This window comes from Bathymodiolus japonicus methanotrophic gill symbiont (assembly GCF_019721995.1).
GTDB lineage: Bacteria > Pseudomonadota > Gammaproteobacteria > Methylococcales > Methylomonadaceae > Methyloprofundus.
Genome location: NZ_BLYC01000005.1, coordinates 132,813 through 158,948, shown reverse-complemented (window position 1 = coordinate 158,948; position 26,136 = coordinate 132,813). Strand labels below are relative to the sequence as shown.

At 42.8% G+C, this 26,136-nt stretch carries 26 protein-coding genes and 1 pseudogene; 18 read left to right on the top strand and 9 right to left on the bottom strand.

Features of this window, described 5'->3' with window-relative positions:
- Positions 1 to 10: 10 nt before the first annotated feature.
- Positions 11 to 595 (top strand): annotated as a pseudogene (locus K6984_RS09560) (IS30 family transposase); the annotation flags it as partial.
- Between the two features lie 199 nt (positions 596 to 794).
- Here K6984_RS09560 and K6984_RS09555 read toward each other — a convergent pair.
- Positions 795 to 1,787, bottom strand: a complete 993-nt coding sequence (locus K6984_RS09555; protein WP_221895316.1) for a malate dehydrogenase — start codon at positions 1,785 to 1,787, stop codon at positions 795 to 797.
- Between the two features lie 484 nt (positions 1,788 to 2,271).
- Between K6984_RS09555 and K6984_RS09550 the strand changes: the two genes are divergently transcribed.
- The 3 genes from K6984_RS09550 (at position 2,272) to K6984_RS09540 (ending at position 6,606) form a co-directional block, all read left to right on the top strand.
- The gene (locus K6984_RS09550) at positions 2,272 to 3,129 is read left to right on the top strand and encodes an NADP-dependent methylenetetrahydromethanopterin/methylenetetrahydrofolate dehydrogenase (RefSeq protein ID WP_221895315.1); all 858 of its coding nucleotides are present in this window, start codon (positions 2,272 to 2,274) and stop codon (positions 3,127 to 3,129) included.
- A 115-nt stretch (positions 3,130 to 3,244) separates the two neighbouring features.
- On the top strand, positions 3,245 to 4,501 hold the full coding sequence (gene glyA / locus K6984_RS09545) for a serine hydroxymethyltransferase (RefSeq protein ID WP_221895314.1): 1,257 nt from the start codon (positions 3,245 to 3,247) through the stop codon (positions 4,499 to 4,501).
- A 431-nt stretch (positions 4,502 to 4,932) separates the two neighbouring features.
- Positions 4,933 to 6,606 carry a formate--tetrahydrofolate ligase gene (locus tag K6984_RS09540; protein ID WP_221895313.1) on the top strand — a complete coding sequence of 558 codons (1,674 nt, stop codon included), beginning with the start codon at positions 4,933 to 4,935 and terminating at the stop codon, positions 6,604 to 6,606.
- Positions 6,607 to 6,644: 38 nt separating this feature from the next.
- Here K6984_RS09540 and K6984_RS09535 read toward each other — a convergent pair whose 3' ends face one another.
- On the bottom strand, positions 6,645 to 7,031 hold the full coding sequence (locus tag K6984_RS09535) for a DedA family protein (RefSeq protein ID WP_263458703.1): 387 nt from the start codon (positions 7,029 to 7,031) through the stop codon (positions 6,645 to 6,647).
- A 134-nt stretch (positions 7,032 to 7,165) separates the two neighbouring features.
- Here K6984_RS09535 and K6984_RS09530 point away from each other — a divergent pair, with 134 nt between their 5' ends.
- Positions 7,166 to 8,404 (top strand): IS630 family transposase, encoded by a 1,239-nt coding sequence (locus tag K6984_RS09530; RefSeq protein ID WP_221895312.1) that lies wholly within the window; start codon positions 7,166 to 7,168, stop codon positions 8,402 to 8,404.
- 52 nt (positions 8,405 to 8,456) lie between these two features.
- On the opposite strand, the gene K6984_RS09525 is transcribed toward K6984_RS09530, so the two are convergent.
- Positions 8,457 to 8,660 (bottom strand): hypothetical protein, encoded by a 204-nt coding sequence (locus tag K6984_RS09525; RefSeq protein ID WP_221895311.1) that lies wholly within the window; start codon positions 8,658 to 8,660, stop codon positions 8,457 to 8,459.
- 41 nt (positions 8,661 to 8,701) lie between these two features.
- Positions 8,702 to 9,331, bottom strand: coding sequence for an MlaC/ttg2D family ABC transporter substrate-binding protein (locus K6984_RS09520; protein WP_221895310.1), 630 nt, complete (start codon positions 9,329 to 9,331; stop codon positions 8,702 to 8,704).
- A 111-nt stretch (positions 9,332 to 9,442) separates the two neighbouring features.
- On the opposite strand from K6984_RS09520, the gene hemB reads away from it, so the two are divergent.
- The 5 genes from hemB to mepK all read left to right on the top strand — a co-directional run bounded on the left by hemB (position 9,443) and on the right by mepK (position 14,527).
- Positions 9,443 to 10,405, top strand: coding sequence for a porphobilinogen synthase (gene hemB / locus K6984_RS09515; protein ID WP_230987997.1), 963 nt, complete (start codon positions 9,443 to 9,445; stop codon positions 10,403 to 10,405).
- A 2-nt stretch (positions 10,406 to 10,407) separates the two neighbouring features.
- Positions 10,408 to 11,244 carry a shikimate dehydrogenase gene (gene aroE / locus K6984_RS09510; protein WP_221895375.1) on the top strand — a complete coding sequence of 279 codons (837 nt, stop codon included), beginning with the start codon at positions 10,408 to 10,410 and terminating at the stop codon, positions 11,242 to 11,244.
- Between the two features lie 79 nt (positions 11,245 to 11,323).
- The gene (locus tag K6984_RS09505) at positions 11,324 to 12,505 is read left to right on the top strand and encodes a JmjC domain-containing protein (RefSeq protein WP_221895308.1); all 1,182 of its coding nucleotides are present in this window, start codon (positions 11,324 to 11,326) and stop codon (positions 12,503 to 12,505) included.
- A 594-nt stretch (positions 12,506 to 13,099) separates the two neighbouring features.
- The gene (locus K6984_RS09500; RefSeq protein ID WP_221895307.1) at positions 13,100 to 13,477 is read left to right on the top strand and encodes an RNA-binding protein; all 378 of its coding nucleotides are present in this window, start codon (positions 13,100 to 13,102) and stop codon (positions 13,475 to 13,477) included.
- A 495-nt stretch (positions 13,478 to 13,972) separates the two neighbouring features.
- Positions 13,973 to 14,527: a peptidoglycan L,D-endopeptidase MepK gene (gene mepK, locus K6984_RS09495; RefSeq protein WP_221895306.1), complete on the top strand. Its 555-nt coding sequence runs from the start codon at positions 13,973 to 13,975 to the stop codon at positions 14,525 to 14,527.
- A 61-nt stretch (positions 14,528 to 14,588) separates the two neighbouring features.
- On the opposite strand, the gene K6984_RS09490 is transcribed toward mepK, so the two are convergent.
- Positions 14,589 to 14,852 carry a hypothetical protein gene (locus K6984_RS09490; RefSeq protein ID WP_221895305.1) on the bottom strand — a complete coding sequence of 88 codons (264 nt, stop codon included), beginning with the start codon at positions 14,850 to 14,852 and terminating at the stop codon, positions 14,589 to 14,591.
- Positions 14,853 to 14,864: 12 nt separating this feature from the next.
- On the opposite strand from K6984_RS09490, the gene K6984_RS09485 reads away from it, so the two are divergent.
- Complete coding sequence (locus K6984_RS09485; RefSeq protein ID WP_221895304.1) at positions 14,865 to 15,032, top strand: hypothetical protein; 168 nt, start codon at positions 14,865 to 14,867, stop codon at positions 15,030 to 15,032.
- Positions 15,033 to 15,209: 177 nt separating this feature from the next.
- On the opposite strand, the gene K6984_RS09480 is transcribed toward K6984_RS09485, so the two are convergent.
- The 4 genes from K6984_RS09480 to K6984_RS09465 form a co-directional block, all read right to left on the bottom strand.
- Positions 15,210 to 15,659, bottom strand: a complete 450-nt coding sequence (locus tag K6984_RS09480; protein WP_221895303.1) for a L,D-transpeptidase family protein — start codon at positions 15,657 to 15,659, stop codon at positions 15,210 to 15,212.
- Between the two features lie 183 nt (positions 15,660 to 15,842).
- Complete coding sequence (locus K6984_RS09475; RefSeq protein ID WP_221895302.1) at positions 15,843 to 16,502, bottom strand: L,D-transpeptidase scaffold domain-containing protein; 660 nt, start codon at positions 16,500 to 16,502, stop codon at positions 15,843 to 15,845.
- An 18-nt stretch (positions 16,503 to 16,520) separates the two neighbouring features.
- Entirely contained in the window at positions 16,521 to 18,917 is a 2,397-nt protein-coding gene (locus K6984_RS09470) for a Lon protease family protein (RefSeq protein ID WP_221895301.1), read from the bottom strand.
- A 240-nt stretch (positions 18,918 to 19,157) separates the two neighbouring features.
- Entirely contained in the window at positions 19,158 to 20,171 is a 1,014-nt protein-coding gene (locus K6984_RS09465) for a polyprenyl synthetase family protein (protein WP_221895300.1), read from the bottom strand.
- A gap of 300 nt (positions 20,172 to 20,471) precedes the next feature.
- On the opposite strand from K6984_RS09465, the gene rplU reads away from it, so the two are divergent.
- The 7 genes from rplU to K6984_RS09430 all read left to right on the top strand — a co-directional run bounded on the left by rplU (position 20,472) and on the right by K6984_RS09430 (position 26,136).
- The gene (gene rplU / locus K6984_RS09460; RefSeq protein ID WP_221895299.1) at positions 20,472 to 20,783 is read left to right on the top strand and encodes a 50S ribosomal protein L21; all 312 of its coding nucleotides are present in this window, start codon (positions 20,472 to 20,474) and stop codon (positions 20,781 to 20,783) included.
- 14 nt (positions 20,784 to 20,797) lie between these two features.
- Positions 20,798 to 21,055, top strand: a complete 258-nt coding sequence (gene rpmA, locus K6984_RS09455) for a 50S ribosomal protein L27 (RefSeq protein WP_221895298.1) — start codon at positions 20,798 to 20,800, stop codon at positions 21,053 to 21,055.
- A 132-nt stretch (positions 21,056 to 21,187) separates the two neighbouring features.
- On the top strand, positions 21,188 to 22,246 hold the full coding sequence (cgtA, locus tag K6984_RS09450) for an Obg family GTPase CgtA (RefSeq protein ID WP_221895297.1): 1,059 nt from the start codon (positions 21,188 to 21,190) through the stop codon (positions 22,244 to 22,246).
- Positions 22,230 to 23,354 carry a glutamate 5-kinase gene (proB, locus tag K6984_RS09445; protein ID WP_221895296.1) on the top strand — a complete coding sequence of 375 codons (1,125 nt, stop codon included), beginning with the start codon at positions 22,230 to 22,232 and terminating at the stop codon, positions 23,352 to 23,354. Before cgtA ends, proB begins: the two co-directional genes overlap by 17 nt.
- Before the next feature lie 68 nt (positions 23,355 to 23,422).
- The gene (locus tag K6984_RS09440; protein WP_221895374.1) at positions 23,423 to 24,415 is read left to right on the top strand and encodes a tRNA (5-methylaminomethyl-2-thiouridylate)-methyltransferase; all 993 of its coding nucleotides are present in this window, start codon (positions 23,423 to 23,425) and stop codon (positions 24,413 to 24,415) included.
- Complete coding sequence (locus K6984_RS09435; RefSeq protein WP_221895295.1) at positions 24,412 to 24,639, top strand: sulfurtransferase TusA family protein; 228 nt, start codon at positions 24,412 to 24,414, stop codon at positions 24,637 to 24,639. Before K6984_RS09440 ends, K6984_RS09435 begins: the two co-directional genes overlap by 4 nt.
- A 258-nt stretch (positions 24,640 to 24,897) precedes the next feature.
- Positions 24,898 to 26,136, top strand: coding sequence for an IS630 family transposase (locus tag K6984_RS09430; protein WP_221895294.1), 1,239 nt, complete (start codon positions 24,898 to 24,900; stop codon positions 26,134 to 26,136).

Sequence of the window (26,136 nt, the reverse complement as noted above, 5' to 3'; positions counted from 1 at the left end):
CAAAACCTATCGCAAGCGGTATGGGTCAGCCCATAATAGGACAGGAATCCCTAATAGAGTCGATATAGATGAGCGTCCTGAAGAGGTCAACAACCGTAAGCGTATAGGTGATTGGGAGGCAGATACAATCATTGGGAAAAATCACAAAGGGGCGATTGTAACGTTGGATGAGCGAGTCTCTAAATTACGGTTGGCCTTCCCTTTAGCGGGGAAAAAGGCTCAATATGTATTAGACGCAACTATTTTAATGCTTGATCCTATAAAAAGCTTTGTTAAAACAATTACTTTTTATAACGGGAAAGAGTTTACCCTGCATGAAAAAATAGCAGAAGCACTAGGTTGTGATACGTATTTTGCGACTCCCTACAGCTCTTGGGAAAGAGGGCAAAATGAGAATGCTAATGGCTTATTAAGACAGTATTTCCCTAAAGTAATGGAGTTGATTGATGTTACGATAAAAGAGGTTTTTATAGCGGTTGATAAGCTAAATAGTCGCCCTAAAAAGTGTCTCAATTACAAAACACCTTATGAGGTATTTGAAGAGCTGACTGGGATAGATATGAAAAATTTATTGGGTTATGTACTTATGACTTGAATTCAGGAATGGATAAAATCAAACGGAAAAATTAAATACCCATGTTCTAAGAACGTGGTTTTGATTTTTAATCAAATGCATCCAGATCAAGTGTGGCTAATTTATGTGCACGATAGGGATTCCGTGTTTACAGCAGGTCTACGCCAAACGCTGGAAGTAGTCTGGCTGTCGCAGGTACGCATCATCAGGCACACCCATACTACAATAAATGCTTAATAGCTTTACGTTCTTCTTTTAATTCCAGCACTGATTCTTTTAGGCGTGCTTTACTAGTGGCATCTAGGTCCAGATCCTGCACGATTGATACTAGGCCAGAGCTTGATACCTGGACAGGGAATGAGCAAAATAGGCCTTTTTCCACACCATAACTGCCATCAGAAATAACTGCCATGCTGACCCAGTCGCTCCAGTCACTGGCTTCGGTACCGAAAACCCATGAGCGCATCTGGAAAATAGCTGCATTCGCAGCAGAAGCAGCACTTGATATGCCTCCTCGTTCTTCGATAACGCTTGCTCCACGGTGTCGTACTGTGGGGATAAATTCATTTTCTATCCAGGCATCACTGACTAATGTTGAGGCACTCAAGCCTTTGACAGTGGCATGCATTAAATCGGGGTACTGCGTTTCGGAGTGATTTCCCCAGACTATAATGTTTTTAACATCTTTTGAGCGTACGCCACACTTTTTAGCCAGCTGAAAGATTGCCCGATTATGATCCAGCATACTCATGGCAGAAAAGCACGTGGGGCTTAAGTCAGGTGCGTTCTTTTGTGTAATCAGTGCATTGGTATTAGCGGGATTTCCAGTAATCAGTACCTTGACATTGCGGTGTGCAACTTCATTCAGTGCATTACCTTGACCGGAGAATATTTCGGCATTGCTTTCCAGTAAATCCTTGCGCTTCATTCCCGGGCCACGAGGTCTTGCGCCTACTAAAAAAGCATAATCTACATCTTTAAAAGCAATTCTAGGGTCGTCTGTCAGAATGACTTTTTGTAATAACGGGTAGGCACAATCATTTAGCTCCATCTTTACGCCGTGTAAGCGGTCTAAGGCGGGAGTGATTTCTAGTAGCCTTAATACGATAGGCTGCTCTAAGCCAAACAATTCTCCTGATGCCAAACGAAATAGTAATGAATAACTAATTTGCCCAGCTGCCCCAGTAACTGCTACGTCAATCGGTGTTTTCATCTATCATCCTTCCTATAGTTATTAATTATGTATGAGATGGGCCTTTAGTCTAGTGTGCCGCATCTATTTTGCTTCTGAAGTTTCCCAATAATTATTTATGGTAAAATTGAAACTATGCTACAACTATATGAAAAAAATAGTCTTTTCATTCGTTTCAAATGCTATTGCCTAAGGGGAATTAAGTAGGGGTTTGCTATAAACATGGCAAAACCACCTAAAATAAACCTCGATACACCAGCATTGTGTATTTCAGCTACTCAATAATTGGGAAACTTCAGTTTTGCTTTAATGGATAGAAAAATTCGTATGTTATTGATACTAAAATTAAAGTTATGATCATTTATTCATCTATCCAACACGGTGCCGCACTAGTGCGAAATTAATATCATCGCGACTAATAAGGCGTTACTATTTTTATACGTTATAATAGCGCTATTTTATATTCGTTTAAACGCATAATTGTTATAAAACTTTTCCCAAACTAATGAAGAAGCTGCTTTTCCAATTTGATACCGATAATTACCCTGCTGTTTTTGATACTGTAGTCGCTTATGATGGTGGTGCTGATCATGTGATTGGTCATGCTAATCTCACCCCGGATAATGTCAGGGCATTGGTAGAAGGCGCTATTTTTACACGTCCGCCTAAAAAGAAAAAAAATACTGCAATTTTTATAGGTGGAAGTAATATGGCCGCAGGCCAGGCTTTATTTAATGCGGTGCAGTCTTATTTTTTTGCTGGCTTCCAGGTTTCGGTAATGCTGGATAGTAATGGCAGCAATACCACGGCAGCAGCGGCTGTTGCTAAATTGGCCAGTAGTGGCGCCTTAAATGGCAAAAAAGCAGTGGTGCTGGCTGGAACAGGCCCGGTAGGGCAGCGCGCAGCGGTAATGCTGGCGGAAGAAGGGGCAGATGTTACCATCGTGTCACGACATATTGAAAATGCGGGCATAGCCTGCCTGAGCATGAAAGAGCGGTTTAATGTCGATTTAACACCAGCAGCGGCAGTTGATTCCGATGAGCGTGGCGAGCTTATAGCCAAGGCGAACATTGTAATGGCAACAGGGGCGGCAGGCGTCGAACTAATAAAGCCTGAACATTGGCAAAATAATAGCAAGCTGGAAATGCTTGCTGATGCCAATGCTACACCGCCTGTAGGGATCGGTGGTACAGATATGATGGATAAAGGCCTCGACCGGCATGGAAAAATAGTCTGGGGTGCGATAGGTTTTGGTTCTTTAAAGCTTGCCTTGCATCGTGCCTGTATCGCCCGTTTGTTTGAGGATAATAAGCAGGTCCTCGATGCAGAATTAATTTATCAGTTAGCTAAAGAAATGGCTTAGTGCAGCACAAGCTATATACGTAGTGAGATTATTCAACATAGGGTGTGTTGTTCTCACTATTTCGAAACTATGCTAACCCAGTTTAAATCATAAATATCTCAACCAGGAGTCCATAATGTATAAAAAATCTATGACCATCAAAGGCTTTGATGATGAACTATTCAAAGCGATAGAGGAAGAACATCAACGTCAGGAAGATCACATAGAACTTATTGCATCGGAGAACTACACTAGCCCGCGTGTACTGGAGGCACTGGGTTCGCAATTAACCAATAAATATGCAGAAGGCTATCCGGGCAAACGTTATTATGGTGGTTGTGAATTTGTTGATAAGGCCGAGCAGCTGGCTATTGAGCGAGCGAAAGATCTGTTTGGCGCGGACTATGCAAATGTGCAGCCGCACTCGGGTTCTCAGGCGAATATGGCGGCTTTTATGGCGATGATCCAGCCTGGCGATACTATTTTAGGTTTGAGTCTGGCAGATGGTGGACATTTGACCCATGGTGCAAAGCCTAATTTTTCAGGCAAAATTTACAACGCTATTCAGTATGGTCTGCATCCGGAAACAGGTGAGATTGATTATGATGAAGTCGAAAGGCTTGCATTAGAGCACAAACCTAAGGTATTAATTGCCGGGTTTTCTGCTTATTCACGTATCTGGGACTGGCAGCGCTTCCGCGATATTGCCGATAAAGTAGGGGCGTATTTGCTGGTTGATATGGCACATGTTGCAGGGTTGGTTGCTGCGGGTCTATATCCAAATCCGGTGCCGATTGCTGATATTGTGACTAGCACCACGCATAAGTCATTACGCGGCCCACGCGGTGGTTTGATTTTATGTAAAAGCAACCCAGACTTAGAGAAAAAACTAAACTCTAATATCTTTCCAGGTATTCAGGGCGGGCCTTTAATGCATGTAATTGCAGCAAAAGCAGTTTCATTTAAAGAGGCAATGCTACCTGAGTTTATAACTTACCAGGAGCAGGTTATTAAAAATGCTCAGGCGATGGCAGGCGTGTTTATCAAGCGTGGCTTTGATGTTGTTTCTGGGGGTACTGATAATCATTTAATGCTGGTTTCTTTAATTCCCAAAGGGATTACTGGTAAGGCTGCCGATGCGGCTTTAGGCAAGGCGCATATTACGGTGAATAAAAATGCTGTACCTAATGATCCTGAATCCCCGTTTGTGACTAGTGGTATTCGGGTGGGCACACCTGCACCCACTTCACGTGGGTTTAAAGAAGCTGAAGTTACTGAAATTGCAGGCTGGATGTGTGATGTCATGGAAAACCTGGAAGATGACGCAGTGATTTCCGTTATACGTGAAAAAGTCTCTGTTTTATGTGCGCGTTTTCCTGTCTATAGCCACTAATAATTAGAGTTTCCGTTCCTGTGCTTTGAATTACTGTCATAAGTTAAGAATCTGAAGTTTCCCAATTATTGAGTAGCTGAAATACACAATGCTGGTGTATCGAGGTTTATTTTAGGTGGTTTTGCCATGTTTATAGCAAACCCCTACTTAATTCCCCTTAGGCAATAGCATTTGAAACGAATGAAAAGACTATTTTTTCATATAGTTGTAGCATAGTTTCAATTTTACCATAAATAATTATTGGGAAACTTCAGTTAAGAATTAAAGCTATTGTAAATAATGTGTTACATCGTAGACTGGGTTAATTCATTGATTTTAATGGCGGTTTTGCATGGAAGGGCTTATGGAAATGAAATATAAATAAAGCCCGCTGTAGATTTAAGCGGGCTTTTTGCGTTTATTGAATACTTGAATTATCTGGAGATGTAAGCATGTCAGACATTGAAATCGCCCAGCAAGCAAAGATGCTGCCTATTATAGGTTTAGCAGTAGACAAACTGGGGATACCAGCCGAACAACTGGAACCTTATAGTCATTACAAAGCCAAAGTGTCGCTGGAATATATTGATAATTTAGCGGATCAGCAAGATGGAAAATTAATTTTAGTGACTGCAGTGAGTCCTACGCCGGCAGGTGAAGGCAAAACGACTACTACTGTTGGTCTGGGTGATGCCATGAATCGTCTGGGCAAAAACACCATGATGTGTTTACGCGAACCGTCTTTGGGGCCCTGTTTTGGCATGAAGGGGGGAGCAGCAGGCGGAGGCTACTCACAAGTTGTGCCTATGGAAGATATTAACCTGCATTTTACTGGTGACTTTCATGCCATCGGCGTTGCGCATAATTTATTATCCGCGCTGATCGACAACCATATTAATCATGGCAATGCATTGAGCATCGATTCACGGCGTATCAAATGGAAGCGTGTGGTGGATATGAATGACCGCGCTTTACGCCAGATTACTGTCGGGCAGGGCGGCTCCGCTAACGGTTATTTACGTGAAGACGGTTATGATATTGTGGTCGCATCGGAAGTGATGGCAATTTTATGTCTGGCAACAAGTCGTGCCGATCTAAAAGAGCGCTTAGGGCGTATTATCGTTGCCTATAAAACCGATAAAGTGACCCCGGTTTATGCACGTGACTTGAATGCACAGGGAGCAATGGCTGCTTTATTAAAAGATGCAATCAAGCCTAACCTGGTGCAAACACTGGAAAACAATCTTGCCATTATCCACGGCGGACCTTTTGCCAATATTGCGCATGGTTGTAATACAGTAACAGCCACCAAGACAGCATTAAAGCTGGCGGACTATGCCATTACCGAGGCGGGCTTTGGCGCAGATTTAGGCGCAGAAAAATTTATCGATATCAAGTGTCGTATGTCTGGATTAAAACCTTCTGCAGTGGTGCTGGTTGCCACGGTAAGAGCGCTGAAATCGCATGGTGGCGTTGCCATAGAGGACTTGAATAATGAAAATCTGCAGGCAGTAGAGGCGGGCTTTGTTAACCTGGAGCGGCACTTAAATAATATTACTCAACACTATGGCTTGCCATGTGTCGTCTGTATTAATCATTTTACTTTTGATACCGAAGCGGAAATTGCGTTAATCATAGAAAAGTGTGCAGCGCTGGAGACAAAATGTGTAGTTTCCAAACACTGGGCAGAAGGTGGCGGAGGTGCAGAGGATTTAGCCAAAGAAGTGTTAGCAATAGTCGATCAGCGTGAGCCTGGTTGTACTTATGTTTACGATGACAAATTACCACTGTGGGAAAAAATTACAGCCGTTGCGACAAAAATATATGGTGCCGAAAATGTGACTGCCAGCCCGAAGGTAAAAGCGGAAATTGAGGCTCTGCAAGAGCAATACGGCCACTTTCCTATTTGTATAGCAAAAACGCAAATGTCTTTTTCCACCAATCCAGCGGCAATAGGAGCGCCGACTGGCCATACTGTAGAAATCACTGAAGCGAGATTAGCTAATGGGGCAGGATTTATAGTGCTGATCGCCGGGAATATGATGACGATGCCTGGTTTGCCCAAAGTACCAGCAGCGGAACGGATAGATATTACAGATGCCGGGGTGATTACCGGGCTGTTTTAAATCAGTAATTAACCCTGCCCTAAAAAATTAGTGGGTTATTAAGCTGCACGTTTCTTTCGATACCAGAATACACCGAGTAAAATAAATACCAGCGCAAAAATCAGTATATTAGCTTGTTTTATATAGTTAATAACACTCTCACCATAGTGAAAATACAAGGTAAAAAAGCTAATCGTTGAGATGGTGCAGGCCAGCAGGTCGGATAAGGCGAATTTGATAAAATTCATTTTCCCAAGGCCTGCTGTTAAAAATAGGGCATTTCTGACACCAAAGGGGATGAAGCGCCCCAGGATTAACGTGATTACGCTATATTTTTTATAATAGGCAGAAATTTTGTTAATTCTTTCCGAGGGTACCATTTTTGCAAAAAAGCGAATGGTAAATAATTTTGGCCCGATAAACCGGCCTAAGCTATAGACTTTCAGAAAATTAATTTCCGAACAAACAAAAACGACAGAGGGGAAACTGGCTTATAATTTTCGTCCCAACACTAACGGAAACAGTCAAAAATGGTATCCCTCACTTTTTCAAAGTCAATTGTAGACCGACTAAAAAAAATATGGCGACAGCTCTCAAGCTAAGTAATATTTGTTTATATCGATTAACTCAAGCTCTACTCTGGTTCAGTGAATGCATGGGAATCAAAGAAATAGCACGCCTAATGGGAGTCTGTGAAAAAACCATTATAAATTGGCTGAAAACATTCATGCATAAAGGTGTCGGTTGGTTAATAGGGCAACACTATCAAGGATGTGGTCGGAAGTCAAAGTTAACTAAAGACCAGAAAAATAGATTGGTTGAGTTGATAAAGAAAGGCCCAGAAGACAATGGATTTCATTGTGGAATATGGAATACTGCGATGATTGCCGAGCTTATTTGGTTAAAATTTGAAGTTCGTTATAACTTGAACTATTTATCAAGCCTAATGAAAAAACTGGGCTTCAGTTATCAAAAAGCTCGTTTTGTGACTGATCGCCAAGAAGAAGAAAAGTACGAGCTTGAAAGAAAAACGTGGCTGGAAGAAACATTGCCTGCCATTATGGAAAAGGCGGTAGAAGAAAAGAGTGTCGTTTTATTCGGTGATGAGGTGTCATTTGCTATGTGGGGTTCATTGGCACGAACCTGGGCTCCAATAGGAGAGCAACCCACAGTGAAAACATCAGGGATTCGAAAAGGGTTGAAAATGTTTGGTACGATCGAACTCGAAGGAGGGAGTTTTCAATACCGAGAATCATTGGCTTATGAGATAAAACCAAAGTCACTTAGACTTTTAAAAGAAGCTGGGCTGCCTCAAGAATTTTTAGCTATTCTTAAAAGCTTAAAAAATGAGAAATATCCAACACAGAAGCTTTTTATGGAAGCGATATATTCTATTGCCGACAACGTCTTAATCGAGAGTTATAAGCCAATGATATTACAACACGCTGAAACATCTGGGCGTTTTAATGGTGAAAGCTATGTTGAGTTTTTAACACAATTGCTGGCTTATTATAAAGGCAAGATTATACTAATTGAAGATGGTGCCCCGTATCATGGAAGCGGTGTTATTAAGGAATTTAAGTTAGCTAATGTAGATCGTTTGACAGTAGAACGTCTCCCTGCGTTCTCGCCGGATTTTAATCCGATTGAGAAATTATGGAAAAATACGAAACGCGATTCGACTCATATGAAGTATTTTAAAACTTTTGAAGATCTTCATGATTCAGTTGTGCAAACTTTTAACACTTATATGTATGATGCCAGTAAAGTGATTTGTGTTATGCAAAAATTGCGGGAAGATTTCGTTGTTACCGCCTAAGTTTAAGCGCTCCAAATTTGGAAATTATTTATCTGAGAAACTATATATGAAATTAAGTCAGAAAAAAAGCACCCAGATAAACAGCTATAAATAAGTGTGGTAAATATTCAGGATGCTTGCTGGCTAAAAGTGCAGAAATAAAAATCATCGCATCTTCTGATACGGGAATGTTAAGGCCTGCTAATAGCAAGGTCGCAAAAATAATATAATGGGCATGGTGGATATTAGCTTGAATAAACGGGATCAATTCTTCCATTATTTTCTTGTGATTAGATGCTATAGGTTGGAAAAAGAAAACTATAGCTTATTATTTTTTGCTTCCAGCTCAGCAATCACCTTATCTAATGACCTCGAGTCTTTAATCATCTGGCTAAAGGTTTCACGATTACTGATCACCAGGCTGATTCCTTCAACTTTTAAATCATAAATTTTCCACCGCCCATTGCGTAAAACCATCGCGTAGTCTATCTTTGCATTTGCTTTTCCTGGTTGTGAAACAATCGTTTTGACCGTGGTGGTTTTATCGCCGTTATGCAGTTTTAAGGGCAGGTATTTAATTGACCAGTCATCAAATTGCTCGGTAAAGGTGGTTGAATAAGTGTTGACCAATAAGGTTTTAAATGCTTCGATAAATTGCTTTTTCTGCTGTTTACTAGCTTTACGCCAATGCTTTCCTAACACTAATGCCGACATGCGCACAGTATCAATGTTGGGAAAAATTGATTGATCTACAAAGGCACGAATTTCAGTTTTATTGCTGGCAAAGGCAGGGTCTTTCAGTTTGGCGAGCAAAGCCTGTGAAGTTAGGTCGATGAGCATTTGAGGCGGCTGTAATTTTTCAGTCGCTGCGCTAGCGATACTGCCTAGTAAAAAGAAAAATCCAAGCAATAAAGTGCGCGCTAATTTGTGAGTCGTCATGGTGTTCATGGTTTTAGTATGGGCGGGGTTTTCTGTACAATAAGTGTAATTATAAGCAATCACTAAAATTTAAGATAGGGTATGAACAATAGCAATTATCTAAAGACACGCATGCGCAGGATGCGCTACCATGATTTTTCACGGCGACTCATGTCGGAGAATCAACTTTCATGTAATGACTTGATTTACCCTGTATTTGTTATTGAAGGTGAAAACAAAACACAAACAATTGCTTCTATGTCAGGTGTAGAGCGACTGTCGATCGATCTTTTAGTGCAGGAAGCTAAACAGTGCTTTGCGCTGGGGATTCCCATGCTGGCCTTGTTTCCAGTGACGCCTGCTGAGGTTAAGTCGGTTGATGCCGCAGAAGCATACAATCCTGATGGATTAGCGCAACGTGCGGTACGGGCGATAAAAGCTGTTTGCCCGGAACTAGGTGTGATGACTGATGTAGCATTAGACCCGTTTACCTCGCATGGTCAAGACGGTCTGATTAATGAGCAAGGTTATGTGGTCAATGATGAAACTGTGGAGGTATTGGTTAAGCAGGCGCTATCATATGCTCAGGCTGGTGCGGATGTGGTTGCTCCTTCAGATATGATGGATGGTCGTATAGGTGCGATTCGAGAGGCTCTGGAAGCAGCTGGTTATATCAATACCCAGATACTCGCTTATTCTGCTAAATATGCCTCCAGTTTTTATGGGCCATTCCGGGATGCTGTGGGTTCTGCAGGAAATTTAGGCAAGGGCAATAAATTCAGTTATCAAATGGATCCGGCTAATTCGGATGAAGCCTTACGTGAAGTGCAACTAGATTTACAGGAAGGCGCGGATATGGTGATGGTTAAGCCGGGCATGCCTTATTTAGATATTATCCGCCGGGTAAAAGATGAGTTTGGCGTACCGGTATTTGCCTATCAGGTCAGTGGTGAATATGCCATGCTAAAGGCCGCGAGCCTTAATGGCTGGTTAGATGAACGTCAGGTGGTATTAGAATCTTTATTAGCATTTAAGCGAGCAGGTAGTGATGCTATTCTGACTTACTATGCCAAGGCTGTTGCACAGTGGCTAAAGGAATCGTAAGCATGAGTCAGGTAGATCAATATGCGGTGTTTGGCTCACCGATAAAACATAGTAAATCTCCCCGAATTCATAAGCTGTTTGCTGAGCAGACCCAGCAAGCTATGCAATATTCTGCAGAATTAGTTCTGGCAGAACAGTTTTCCGGGGCGGTGAACGCGTTTTTTGCTCAGGGTGGGCGTGGCTTAAATTGCACCGTCCCTCTAAAAGAGCTGGCCTGGGAATATGCTGATCTTAGAACTGAGCGTGCAGAGTTAGCTAAAGCAGTAAATACTCTGGCTTTTCAGGGTGATGGACATATTTTAGGCGATAATACTGATGGTATTGGATTGGTAGCCGATATACAAAATAACCATGCAATAAGCTTACAGCAAAAACGAATTCTTATTCTGGGCGCGGGTGGTGCAAGCCGGGGGATTATCCTGCCGATTATGGGCGAAGTGCCGGTTTCGATTACTGTGGTTAATCGTACGGTAGCAAAAGCCGTTACTCTGGCTAATGAATTTAAGCATAAGGGAGCTATAACAGGCTGTGGCTATGCTGATTTAGCAGGGCAGAGCTTTGACTTGATTTTAAATGCGACTTCAGCCAGCTTGAGTGATGAATTACCGCCTTTAGCCGCAGGGCTATTAGCAGAGCAAGGTAGCTGTTATGATCTGGCTTATGCGAATAAAGCAACAGCCTTTGTGCATTGGGGACATGAACAGCAAGCCATTAAAAGTCTTGATGGCCTAGGGATGCTGGTGGAACAAGCAGCTGAAGCTTTTTATGTGTGGCGTGGCGTGCGACCATATACTGCAGCAGTTATTCAGATGCTGGAAGCTGAGCGGAATCTATCGTAATCCGGAGTAAAAAAGCTTGAGCTTTTTTTCTGGTATCAGCAATAGCTAAAGCTATTGCACACCTAATTCGGAGAGCACCTTGACACAATTTTTTAATACCGGCCTGAGTCAGCAGCAGTTTTTACAGCAATATTGGCAGAAAAAACCTTTATTAATTCGCCAGGCATATCCTGCGTTTGAGTCGCCTATTTTAGCTGAAGAGCTGGCCGGGCTTGCCTGTGAGCCGGAGATTGAATCTCGGTTGATTGAAGAGCATGGGCGAAATGGCAACACCTGGCAAGTAAGCACAGGGCCATTTTCTGCCAGCACTTTTTCCCAACTGCCTGAATCTCACTGGACGTTGCTGGTGCAGGATGTTGATAAGCATGTGCCGGAATTACAAAACTTGCTGGATGCTTTTAGCTTTATACCTGAGTGGCGGCGTGATGACCTGATGATTAGTTATGCGTCAGCAGCAGGTGGTGTCGGACCTCATACTGATGCATACGATGTATTTCTATTACAGGCAATGGGCGCACGGCGCTGGCAGATTGGCGACCAGCCCATACATGAGGCAAAACTAATCGATGGCTTAGACTTGCAAATTCTGGCTGAGTTTAGTCCTGAGCAATGCTGGGATTTACAGCCCGGAGATATGTTATACCTGCCACCACATTTTGCACACCATGGGGTCGCACTTGACGAGTGCATGACCTATTCATTTGGCTTTCGAGCGCCAGGTAGCGTGGATATGCTGGATGCGTTAGTGAACACATTGCTGGAGCAAGGGCTGGACAAAGCCCGATATCAGGACCCAGATCTGGTTTTAAATCTGCATAGTGCTGAAATTGACAGAGATGCAGTGGCAAGATTAAAGCAATTATTACACCAGGCGATTGACCAGGCAGTGCCACAGTTAGCAACGGTATTAGGACGGTTTGTTACTGAAACCAAACCCAGCCTGGCAGCTATCGCAGCAGAAGCACGTAGCGATTTACCCGGCATTGATGAACTAAATTCACATTTTGACGCTGGCGCAGTACTACAAAGAAACGCCTATTATCGCTTTGCCTGGACAGCGAATGCGATGGGCGGGCAACTTTTTGTGGCTGGTGAGAGCTATTTAGTCGATTTGCATGGAGTGGCTAATCTACCTAGGCTGACTGAGCACGCTACTTTAAATGCCGCTGACTGGCAGTCCCTGCAGCGAGATGCGCAATCAGCACATATATTGTGTCAGCTTATTGCGTTAGGCGGCTGGTTTTGGCAGGACGCTGTGTAATAGTTCGGAAATCTGCTGAGGTGCAGGGTTGAGGAATAATAAACCCAAAACTTGCAGGAAGTGTTGAGGAACGCAGCGCATCATCTATGGGGCATGGAAACACACTCATCCATTCCTTTTGCCTGTCTTTTTGACCGTCATCAGCATTGTAGTGATGGTTACGTAGCCAGCTATGCGCCTATTGCTATAGTACTGATGACAAACAAAAATCCTGCCGGTATTTGGATGCTTATTTATTTCCAGGTTAAAAGAGTTTGCAGGTATTGGAAACTGATTAAATGACAGAGTATTGCTAATCTGAAGTTTCCCAATAATTATTTATGGTAAAATTGAAACTATGCTACAACTATATGAAAAAAAAATAGTCTTTTCATTCGTTTCAAATGCTATTGCCTAAGGGGAATTAAGTAGGGGTTTGCTATAAACATGGCAAAACCACCTAAAATAAACCTCGATACACCAGCATTGTGTATTTCAGCTACTCAATAATTGGGAAACTTCAGTTGCTAATGAAAAAACCTCAAAGCAATGCTGAAATTTATTGTTTATGCTATTATATTATGTTTTTTATGTACATTTGAGATCTGGTGCGGTTTGTTCAGACAGCTACTGAAAAGTAGCTGGTTTTGGTTTAGCAAAAAGGCTGCTATTCTCGATGTTAAAGTGGTGCACCTGCAAGAAGTTGGCTTAGAACACTCTGAATTTCATGGTTTGGTAAGCATAGAGCCAGATGCTGCTGCGGAGAAGGTTATTAAGCGCCTAAATAAAAAAACATTCATGGGCCGGCCTGTGGTCGTGCGTGAATATCACCGGCGTGATTGGCATAACGACTTGCGCGTTGAGTACCATCCGCAAACAGGAGATACACCCTGCCAACGCAAAACTGACCGTCGGCGGAAAAATCTGGAAGTAGTCAAAGAGATTAGACAAGAATTTTCCGGCGATAAGTCTTTTCATAGGCAGCATAAATAGTGGTTAACCCATCTTCGTCACTTTCATCTTTCTAAGCCATTGATTCATCGGTTTAAGCGATTTTTTGTCGAAAAATTCTCTTTAAAATCAATGGTGTTTTTTTTGAAAGTTTTGTAGTGCCATTTATATTATTTTTGTCGATAAATTCATTGACTTTTGTCAAAAAAATCATCATTATTTGAGTGTAATTTACATGCGACAAAAATACTCTAAAAAATCCAACGTTTTATACAAAAACACAAAATCTGTAGTGCCAACTGGCTACTTTTTAAAATTTCAACCAATTGATTTATAACAACTACATCATCAATAGTGACGAAGATGGGTTAAGGCCGGATAAGCACTCTTCAATGTTATATTAAATCAATGTGTTATGGTAAAAAGTTAATGATGACAATCAAGAATTCTGTTATACTTTTTTTAAATTTCTTGCTTGTTCAGTGTGTGTCTGCATAACGCTGTTGACACTCAATAAAATTAGGAAAAATAAGCTGTATGAATAATGTTTCGAAAACCATAAGCAGACGTAATTTTCTACGCTATACACTAGGCGCAACTGCAGCAATTGCAATGCCGGTTAGCTATGCGGGTATTCAACCCAGCTCTGTGGTAAGAGATTTGAAATTGCATAATTTACATACTGAAGAAAAAATATCTCTCAGTTATTATGAACAAGGCCAGTATGTTTCCGAGGCTTTACGTGATATTAGTTATTTATTACGAGATCATAGAACTGGTGATGTACTGGCAATGGATCCTGGTTTAATCGATTTGTTATATGATTTAAAAGGTGTTCTGGGCACTGATCAGCCCTTTCAAGTTATTTCCGGGTATCGTTCGCCTAAAACCAATGCTGCATTACATAAGAAAAGCTCAGGTGTTGCATCCAAGAGCCTGCACATGCAGGGTAAGGCAATAGATATTTGTATTGAGGGTGTTGCTGTCAGAGATATGCAGAAAGCGGCAATAAGCTTGGCTCGAGGAGGTGTGGGTTATTATCCACGCTCAAATTTTGTGCATATTGATACCGGGCGGGTTAGATCCTGGTAGTCGTTTGTATGCTGGGATGTAGCTTGTGCAGCACCGTATTGGAAAGCCGAATAAATGAATTTTAATATTCAACCCAAAGCATACAAACAACCCTCTCCTTCAGTACCACAAGGTGCTGTACAAGCGTAATCCAAGCATTTTTGTTGCTGGTTTTCGTACCTCTACCCAGCCTACATTTTTTGATGTCCTCTCTCGCTGTCAGCCCCGGAAGGGCTGATAGTCTCCAGAAGGCGCAGGGAAATTTGCCAATCCGAAGTGCGCGATAGCGCGCGAGGGAGGCTAAAATTTTATCCCGAATAGCCGTAGAGCCATTTGTGGTAGCCATGACTGAGCTGCTTTGTGCTCAGTCTGTGGCGGACGCAGGGCGGCTGGAGCATCTCCTATTCGCTGCGTAGGTGAACGAATTACGGCGACAGGAGTCCCGGAATTTCGTGAGGTAGCATGGCGCGCCTGCTCTTCTAGCGCTACCTTTCGAAAAATTGTGCTTAAAAACCTGCGAGCATAGAAGAGGGCGCGGGAGAAAAAAGTTCACTACGTTGGGCTAAGGCATACTTTAATGTACTGTCGTGACCATAGATATCCGGATAAAAAGCAACGCCTTTCTGGTCAGCTAAAGCTGTGCTGTAAAAAATAAGCATCGGGATTTTATGTGTTACATCTATAATGCTGGGCTTATTGGTTCTCAGTACTTTGCGGATCTTTGTCTCATCCCATTCTGGCTGATTGCGTAATACGAACTGTGAGAGTGAATTTGGCTTTTCGACACGAATGCAACATGACTAAAGTCACGTTTACTGCGCTTAAACAAAGAATGCGCAGGCGTGTCGTGTAGGTAGATATTGTGACTATTCGGAAAAATAAACCTGATATGCCCTAGTGCATTTTTTCGTCCAGGACGTTGGCGCAGGTGCAATTGACCGTTGTATAGCCGTTGTATATTCACTTCATTAATCGCGTAGACTGGCGCATTATGCGCAAAGCGCGACACAATTTCCATATTATTTTTCTGTAAATATTCAGGGTCTTTTTCCAGAAGCGGCAGGATTTCCTGGGTCAGGATACTTTTAGGGATATTCCAGTAGGGGTTAAACACTAGGTAGCTTAGTTGGGCGCTGAAAATAGGTGTTTGCAATGCTTTCGCTGAAAATCAGGGAAACGTAGCCTAAGCGAAGTGAAGATTTTTAGTCCGCGATAGCCGTAGGGCCTTTTATTTTGTCTCCACCTTCGCTAACGCTCAGACTCCGACAAAACAACGGCCCTACGGCTATCGCAGACTAAAAATCTTCACTTCGCTAAAGCTCCGTTTCCATGATTTTCAGCGGAGGCGTAATTTACTGACTTCTTTCGACCAGTCCCCCGGATGTAAACTTTCCTCTAGTTCAAAATGCAGTGGCGGTTTAAAGTGCTGCGCTAAACGCCTGTATTTAATTAAAGCCGATTTAAGTTGTTGGTAGGGTTTTAATTTAGGCTCCATGTCTACGGTTAGGTCGTTAACCTCATCTATTTGTATAGCGCCATATAATGCACTCGCCAGGTCGATGATTTTTTTTTGCGGCAGGCGAAAGCCTTGTTGTTGAGGGGAGACGCGACCATAATGCAAGTCATGTAAATAGCGTAGGAAAGTTAAGCTAAGCGCAGTATCGAAAGCTGCGAACTGGTATAAGTCGGGGTTGTTTTGCTGAATATTTTGCCACTGTGTTGCAAGGTGCTGAGTGGTATAGTCGCTACTAATCAACCCTTGTGCAGGTGCATTGGCAAAGAGTTCTAGTAGCTGATTGATGGTCTGAGCAGGGTGCTTGCTACTAAACCAGAGTAGCCGATTTTGATTTAACTGATAGAGTTTTTTGAGATTGCTTTGTTCGGTTTTGCTATAAGGCTGTTGAAAGTAGGGATGACTATTTGATTCCAGTAGAACTTTGAAGATAGCGTCATGTGCCGTCTCCGCATGAAGCACAAATGAGCACAGCAGTCCCATATAAGTATAGCGCTGGTTCTAATGCTCCTCGTCAGCATCATTATCTTCATCCTTATCATGACCTAAATCGGAAATCTCCTTTAGTCGGGAGATTGCTTTGAAGTTTAGGCTATCTTCAGGGTATTCGCCATTTTTATCTTGCTTGCCTACCTGTTTTCCGGTGAGTAGCTCCAGCGCCTGATCGACATTAGCAACGGCATAGATTGCAAAATCACCTGCTGCAACAGCATCAATAATTTCCTGCTTGAGCATTAAATTGCGCACATTCGCCTGAGGAATAATGCAGCCCTGCTCGCCTGTTAGGCCGCGACCTTTGCAGAGTTTGAAAAAGCCTTCTATTTTTTCATTAACTCCCCCGATTGCCTGAACCTCTCCATATTGATTGATAGAGCCGGTTACGGCAAAGCTTTGCTTGATAGGGGTCAGGGTGAGGGCAGAAATAAGACAGCATAGTTCGGCAAGGGATGCGCTATCGCCATCGATATGCCCATAAGATTGCTCCAGAGCTATGCTGGCTGAAATGGCCAGAGGAAACTCCTGTGCATAACAATTTCCCAGGTAACCGGTTAAGATCATTACTCCTTTGGAATGTATCGACAGCCCTAACTCTGCTTCGCGTTCTATGTCGACGATGCCGCGTGAGCCAGGGTAAACAGTGACGGTAATCCGAGAGGGTGCGCCAAAGCTGCTGCCGCCGACTTGCAGTACGGTCAAACCATTTATTTGCCCGATGACACCATCGGAAGTATTGATTAATATGGTGCCATCCAGCATTTCTTCCAGAATGCTCTGGGCTATTCTACCATTACGATATTCGCGTGCGCTCAACGCCTGCTCTATATCTATACTATCAATTTCGTCTGACTGGCAGAGGAAGTTGGCCTCGCCAATAATTTCCAGCGCATCATTAATATGCGCTGATAGGCGCTGCTGGTGTTCAGCAAGGCGGCAGCTGTGTTCCATCAAGCTGATAATCGCTGATTTGGCTAAGGGCTTGGCACCAGAGTCATGCGCTTGCTGCTTCATCAATTGCGCAAAATTGTACATATTGCTTTCAGTGCGCGGAATATCGTAACCAAAGTCCGCGAGAATACGGAACATTTCATTAAATTCATCATCCAGATCTTGCAGTAAATAATAGATTTCGCGCGAGCCGACCAGAATAACCTTGATATTAAGTGGAATAACTTCGGGTTTTAAGGTAACCGTATTAATACCCAATTCGGCATACGGGGACTCAATTCCAATACGCCCCGATTTTAATGCGCGTTTAAGGCCTTCCCAGACAAAGGGGGAATTGAGGAGCTTATCCGCATCCAAAATTAAATAACCGCCATTGGCGCGGTGCAATGAACCGGGGCAGATGCGCTGATAATTGGTGGTTAAAGCACCTTGCTCGCTAGTATATTCTATTCGACCAAACAGATTTTGATAGGTGGGGTTGGGTTCATAAGTCACCGGTGCACCGGAATTTTCCTTGTACTCAATCAATATATTTGGGTGGTACTGATCTTTGAGCAACTGTTTTTTTGTGCTATCAATAATTCCTTCTAGCGACTGGGTTTGTACAAACAGGTCTTTAATAGTTTCGCCCAGGTCTTTTTTTATTTCGCTAAGATAGGTTATCACCGTATCAATATTTTGATAGCGATCAGTCAGCTCTTTAAATAATGGCGAGATAGCCATGCGGATCGTAACATTATCCAGTTGCCGATTTTTTTCAACCAGCGCGCGACACCATTGGGGTAGTTCGATTAAGGCATCGCCCAGAGCGTCTTCTAGCACTTCGGTGTCTTTATGGAAGGCATCGCGTTCCTCCTGGGGCAGTTGGTTAAATTGCTCTTCATCCAGCACCTTGTTGTCGCGTATCGGCGCAAAGGTAATCGACTCGGTATCACGAAACAGAGCAATATTTTTCTCCTTCGATTGTTGTTCGATAACATCAATGGCAGTGTTATACAGCTGATTGAAAGTGCGCTCTATGGAGGTCTTTTTTTGCTGATAACTAGGGCTTTCAAATGCTTCCGGAAAAGTTGCAATTAAATTATCAATCAGACGATTAATATCCTTACAAAATTCGTGCGCCTGTCCTGCAGGTAGTTCAATGGCTACTGGCTCTCTGTTATTTTCAAAGTTTTCGACATAGGCATAGGAAGGCGGTGTTTCCTGGGTTTGGGAAATAGGTGTGAGATGATTGGTAATCATCGATAAGCGTCCGGTGCCCGGTTCGCCCATCACATAAATATTGTAACCGGGGTTTTGCATGGCAACCCCAAATCCAAGTGCGGACTGGGCGCGTTCCTGGCCAAGAATATTAGTGACTCGGCTATTCTGGTCATTGCCAAGAAGAGAGTAATCTACCTGGTTAATTTGTAGTTTTAATGATGCAACAGGAAGTTTTAACGAGTCGGTCATATCCTAAGGTAAATAGCGTAGAAACAGCTGCCGATTTTAGCATTGATGTCGTGCAAAGGGGGCAAATTGTTATATTGTAAGCATCGATTCTTCCCACCTAGACAAGCACCGCCACTTACTTTAAAGGCTTAATCTTTTCAATCAGGTTCCAGGGTAAAAACTGATCCAATGCCTCGGGTTCATAATGTCTACTAGCCTCTTTATGGGCTATTTATTTGTAGATAGTTAGGTGCGATTTTATTAATAATTCCGCTGCACAGAAAAGCGCGCAAGCAGCTCCAGTGCTTGTTTAAACTCAGAGTCTGGTAGATTACTTAGTGCGCCAATAGCCTTTTGTGATTCACTATCAGCGCGTTGCTCTGTATAGGTGATAGCATTAGTTGCTTTAACAACTTCATAGACGGCATTAAATGAATCTCTATCACCTGTTTTGATCGCGTTAATAATTACATCTGCTTGCTCTTTAGTGCCGTTTTCTATAGCATAAATAAGCGGCAAGGTCGGCTTTCCTTCTGCCAGGTCATCGCCTAGGTTTTTGCCAAGCTGGTCTTTGCTGGATGTGTAATCCAGTGCATCATCGATAAGTTGAAAAGCGATGCCGAGGTGTTGTCCATAAGCGGCCATACTTTGTTCAATGGCAGGGCCTGCATTAGCAATAACAGCGGCTAATTGAGTCGCAGCACTAAAGAGAATCGCAGTTTTACGCGAGATAACTTCCAGGTATTTTGCTTCGGTGGTTGCCGGGTTATTGCAATTCAAGAGTTGCAATACTTCGCCTTCAGCAATTGCGGTTGTGGTTTTGCATAGAATCTCCATAACCCGCATATTGCCGGTGCGTACTATCATTTCAAATGCGCTGGAGTAAAGATAATCGCCGACCAGAATACTGGCAGCATTGCCCCATACCGCATTGGCAGAGTCTTTCCCGCGACGCAAGTCAGATTCGTCGACAACATCATCGTGCAATAATGTTGCGGTGTGAATAAATTCGATGACCGCAGCTAATAACAGATGATGGTTGCTTTCCTGATAATCGAGTGCTTTTGCAGTGAGCAATAGCAACATAGGGCGCAGGCGTTTGCCACCACTATTGATAATGTAGTGACCAATTTGATTGATAAGCACGACATCAGAGGTAAGTTCCTCTAGGATTAGCTGGTCGACTGATTGGGCTTCGCTTTCCGTTAAGCGCTGGATTGATGCAAAATCAATAGGTGTGTGTGCTTTATTATTAGAGTGTTGCGAAACTGTCATTATTCGTAGTAGTAAAAAATTAGTAAAGGAGTTTGTTAAGTCATTCAGGGAGGGCTGGCAGTCTTGCTGAGTGCTAGTGCTTGTTGATTAAATGCCTGATTTTTCGGACTTAACATTTTATAATGTCGCTTATGTTACCAGAACAGAGTGCTTAAAAATACCTTATGGTGTTAAATCTTGTCATGTGTTATTTTATTGTACATTAAGTCCTTGTTTTTATTTTTAGTTGACGAGAGTTTCCTTTGCGATTATAATTCTCTGTTCACTTTTAATAGATATTGCTTGATGGAGCTGACGCAAATGTATGCGGTAATTCAAACTGGCGGTAAACAATACCGTGTTGAAGAAGGTACTACCTTAAAAATAGAGAAACTTGAGCTTGGTATGGGCGATAGCGTTGAATTCGACAATGTACTTATGGTCAAGTCAGATGATGCAGTTAAAGTCGGCCAGCCTTATGTGGATGGTAGCAAAGTAACAGCAACTGTGACTGCTCAGGGTAGACATAAGAAAATTAAAATAATTAAATTCAAAAGACGTAAGCACCACATGAAACAGATGGGTCATCGTCAATATTACACAGAAGTCCAGATTACTGGCATTTCTGCCTAACACGAGGATTTACAATGGCTCATAAAAAAGCGGGTGGTAGTACTAGAAACGGTCGTGATTCTAATTCGAACCGACTAGGTGTAAAGCGTTATGGTGGACAAGCAGTCAGTGCGGGTAGCATTATTGTGCGCCAACGGGGAACACGTTTTCATGCTGGAACGAATGTAGGTTGTGGTAAAGATCATACTTTATTTGCAACTATAGATGGGCAGGTTTTGTTTGAGGTTAAAGGCCCTCAAAAGCGTAAATTTGTTAGCATTGTTGCAGCATAGTTCTTAGATATAGCCTATAGCCTATAGCCTGATTCGTCGGGTTATAGTTGATATTTTAGAATAGATAAAAACCTCGTCCGCTAAAGACGGGGTTTTTTTTGCCTATTTTTCGTACAAGGGGTTTTTAGGCTTATGAAATTTGTTGATGAAGCAGAGATTCGCGTCGAAGCGGGTGATGGCGGTAATGGCTGTATAGGTTTTCGTCGCGAGAAATATATTCCTAAAGGCGGACCTGACGGTGGTGATGGAGGTGATGGCGGCAGTGTTTATCTGGTTGCTACAGAGAATGTTAATACTTTGGTGGATTTCCGTTTCCATTCGGTGCACAGGGCGCAGCGCGGTCAAAATGGTATGGGCCGGCAATGCACAGGAAAAAAAGGGGATGATATTTATATCGCTGTACCGCCCGGCACAAGTGTGATTGATAAGCAAACTAATGAAAAATTAGGCGATCTTACTCGGTTGGGTGAAAAATTACTGGTTGCTCAGGGCGGTTTTCATGGCCTGGGTAATACACGCTTTAAAAGTAGTATCAACCGCGCTCCGCAGAAGGCATCAATGGGATCAAAAGGGGAGCAGCGGGTTTTGCAGTTAGAACTAACCCTGATTGCGGATGTAGGTTTGCTGGGCATGCCTAATGCGGGTAAGTCTAGTCTGATTCGTGCGGTATCTTCGGCAAAGCCGCGCGTTGCAGGTTATCCTTTTACTACGCTGGTGCCTAATTTGGGTGTCGTCAGTGTTGATGATCGGCGCAGCTTTGTGATAGCGGATATACCGGGCGTGATCGAAGGTGCTGCAGAAGGAGCCGGGTTGGGCCTGCAGTTTTTAAAGCACTTGGCGCGTACTAAGTTGTTGATGCACCTGGTTGATCTAAAGCCGTATGAGTCTATGGATACGCCGGTAGAGTCAGCTAAGAAAATTATTGCTGAAGTGGAGAAATGGAGTGATGATTTAGCCAATAAGCCGCGCTGGTTAATATTGAACAAGATGGATAGGTTGCAGGATGACGAAGATCAGCAGGCATATTGTCAAGCAATTGTGGATGAATTGAAATGGGCAGGGCCGGTTTATCAAATTTCAGCTTTAAAGTCGGAAGGAACGCGCACCTTAATGTTTGATATTATGGCATTCTTGGAGCAGCAGGCAAGCGAGGAAAAAGAACTGGAAAAACAACATGAGCCGCCGCAGTGAGTTTGCAAAATCTAAGCGCATCGTTGTTAAAATTGGCAGTGCGCTATTAACCGATGGTGGCAAGGGTCTAAACCAGGAGGCTATAGCTGTCTGGGTTGCGCAAATGGCACAATTAAAACAGCAGGGAATTGAAGTGGTGCTGGTCTCTTCAGGTTCGGTAGCTGAAGGCATGTCGCGCCTGGGCTTAACAGCACGGCCAAAAGCCCTACATGAATTACAGGCGGCCGCATCTGTTGGGCAGATGGGGCTGGTACAAAATTTCGAGAGTAATTTTCAGGCACATGGTGTGCATACCGCGCAAGTTTTACTGACGCATGATGATTTATCTGACCGTAAGCGTTATTTAAATGCTCGTAGTACATTGCTGGCGTTATTAAATTATAGTGTTGTGCCGGTTATTAATGAGAATGATGCGGTTGCCACAGACGAAATTCGCTTTGGCGATAATGATACGCTGGCAGCTCTGGTTGCCAACCTGGTTGAAGCGGATTTATTAATTATTTTAACCGATCAGCTAGGTTTGTTTGACTCCGATCCCAGCGTTAATGCCAGTGCGGTGCTTATCGAACAGATCAGTTCTAATGATGAGCGTCTGGAAGCTATGGCCGGAGGAAGTCGTAGTGGCCTGGGTCGTGGTGGCATGGCAACCAAGGTCAGTGCCGCTCGCTTAGCGTCACGCTCGGGTGCATCCACGGTGATAGCTTCTGGCGATATAGGAAATGTACTGACTAAGGTTATCGCCGGTGAACAAGTGGGCACTTATCTATATGCAAATATAGAACCTATTGTTGCGCGCAAGCAGTGGCTGGCCGGGCAGTTACAAGCGAAAGGCCGTTTAGTGCTGGATGCTGGCGCGGTAAATGTCTTAAGAAAATCAGGCAAGAGTTTATTGGCGGTAGGTATTAAGACCGTAGAAGGGTATTTTAACCGGGGCGAACTGGTTGTGTGTCTGGATTCTGCAGGTGTTGAAGTGGCACGGGGGCTGGTGAATTATAAATCCGCAGAAGTCGCTTTGATTAAAGGCTGCGCTAGTAGTCAGTTTGAGAATATTTTAGGTTATGCTGATGATGAGGAAGTCATACATCGGGATAATCTGGTGTTAGTTTAATATAGTTTAGGTTAAATAAAGTGAAGCAAATCAAAGCAGCTTCTTTAATTTCAGGTGGGCTGGATTCCATGTTGGCGACAAAAGCCATTATGGAGCAGGGCGTACATGTAGAAGGTATTAATTTCTTTACCGGGTTTTGTGTCGAGGGTCATACTCATGCGATTCGCAAAAAAGACAAGGAAAAGCAAAAACGTAATAATTCTTTATGGGTGGCGGAAACCCTGGGGATTAAACTGCATATTATTGACATAGTAGAAGAATATAAAGATGTTTTGATTAACCCCAAGCATGGTTACGGCGCGAATATGAATCCGTGCCTGGATTGTAAGATCTTTATGGTCAATAAAGCCAAGCAGTGGATTCAGGAAAATGACTTTGACTTCATTATTACTGGCGAAGTGATGGGGCAGCGGCCTATGTCGCAGCGTCGGGAAACTATGCCAATTATTGCCGCAGAGTCAGGTGCTGATGACCGTTTAGTGCGACCCTTGTGTGGTCAGAACTTGCCAGCGACCTTGCCTGAACGAGAAGGCTGGATTAGTCGTGAAAAGTTATTTGATTTTAGTGGGCGCTCGCGTAAGCCGCAAATGGCTTTAGCCAGCGAGTATGGTTTTAAGGACTATTCGCAACCTGCTGGCGGCTGTTGTTTTTTAACCGATGAAAGCTATTCTGCCAAGCTGGTAGATTTATGGAAAGCGCGTGGTACTAAAGAATACGAGCTGGATGATGTGATGCTATTGAAAGTCGGACGACATATACGTCCGAATCAGAATTTTAAAATTATTGTGGCGCGCGAAGATGGTGAAGGTCGTTTTCTGCAAGGCTATAAGAAAAATTACATTAATATGAATTGCTCTAGTCATAGAGGGCCGTTAGCACTGATTGACGGTGAGCCCAGTGCAGAAGACCTACATGTAGCCGCACAAATTGTTGCACGTTATGGACAAGGTAGAGATGCCGAGCAAGTGGAAGTCGCGGTGAGAGATTTAGCAGGAAATGAGTCCACGCTACAAGTTAAGCCTTTTGGTGTTGATGAAATGCCCAAGGAATGGTTTGTATGAGTCAGTATGAACTGGATGCCCGGCGGCTATTATGCCCAATGCCGGTTATTCGTACTCAGGATAAGGTAAAGCAATTACAGCAGGGTGATGTGCTGACGGTTATTTGTACAGATCCGGGCGTATTACAGGATATTCCAGCCTGGTGCCGTATCAATGGGCATAAGGTGCTAGAAACCCGGTCAGATGAATATGAATATATTATTGTGGTGCAGGTGGGGGAGTAATGCCTGAAGTATATGATGCGCAAAACACAGCCAGGCTAAAAAATAGGGTCACACTTATTGGTGCGCTGGTTAATGTTTTTTTAAGCATTATAAAAATTACCTTTGGTATCCTATAGACTTTCAGAAAATTAATTTCCGAACAAACAAAAACGACAGAGGGGAAACTGGCTTATAATTTTCGTCCCAACACTAACGGAAACAGTCAAAAATGGTATCCCTCACTTTTTCAAAGTCAATTGTAGACCGACTAAAAAAAATATGGCGACAGCTCTCAAGCTAAGTAATATTTGTTTATATCGATTAACTCAAGCTTTACTCTGGTTCAGTGAATGCATGGGAATCAAAGAAATAGCACGCCTAATGGGAGTCTGTGAAAAAACCATTATAAATTGGCTGAAAACATTCATGCATAAAGGTGTCGGTTGGTTAATAGGGCAACACTATCAAGGACGTGGTCGGAAGTCAAAGTTAACTAAAGACCAGAAAAATAGATTGGTTGAGTTGATAAAGAAAGGCCCAGAAGACAATGGATTTCATTGTGGAATATGGAATACTGCGATGATTGCCGAGCTTATTTGGTTAAAATTTGAAGTTCGTTATAACTTGAACTATTTATCAAGCCTAATGAAAAAACTGGGCTTCAGTTATCAAAAAGCTCGTTTTGTGACTGATCGCCAAGAAGAAGAAAAGTACGAGCTTGAAAGAAAAACGTGGCTGGAAGAAACATTGCCTGCCATTATGGAAAAGGCGGTAGAAGAAAAGAGTGTCGTTTTATTCGGTGATGAGGTGTCATTTGCTATGTGGGGTTCATTGGCACGAACCTGGGCTCCAATAGGAGAGCAACCCACAGTGAAAACATCAGGGATTCGAAAAGGGTTGAAAATGTTTGGTACGATCGAACTCGAAGGAGGGAGTTTTCAATACCGAGAATCATTGGCTTATGAGATAAAACCAAAGTCACTTAGACTTTTAAAAGAAGCTGGGCTGCCTCAAGAATTTTTAGCTATTCTTAAAAGCTTAAAAAATGAGAAATATCCAACACAGAAGCTTTTTATGGAAGCGATATATTCTATTGCCGACAACGTCTTAATCGAGAGTTATAAGCCAATGATATTACAACACGCTGAAACATCTGGGCGTTTTAATGGTGAAAGCTATGTTGAGTTTTTAACACAATTGCTGGCTTATTATAAAGGCAAGATTATTCTAATTGAAGATGGTGCCCCGTATCATGGAAGCGGTGTTATTAAGGAATTTAAGTTAGCTAATGTAGATCGTTTGACAGTAGAACGTCTCCCTGCGTTCTCGCCGGATTTTAATCCGATTGAGAAATTATGGAAAAATACGAAACGCGATTCGACTCATATGAAGTATTTTAAAACTTTTGAAGATCTTCATGATTCAGTTGTGCAAACTTTTAACACTTATATGCATGATGCCAGTAAAGTGATTTGTGTTATGCAAAAATTGCGGGAAGATTTCGTTGTTACCGCCTAA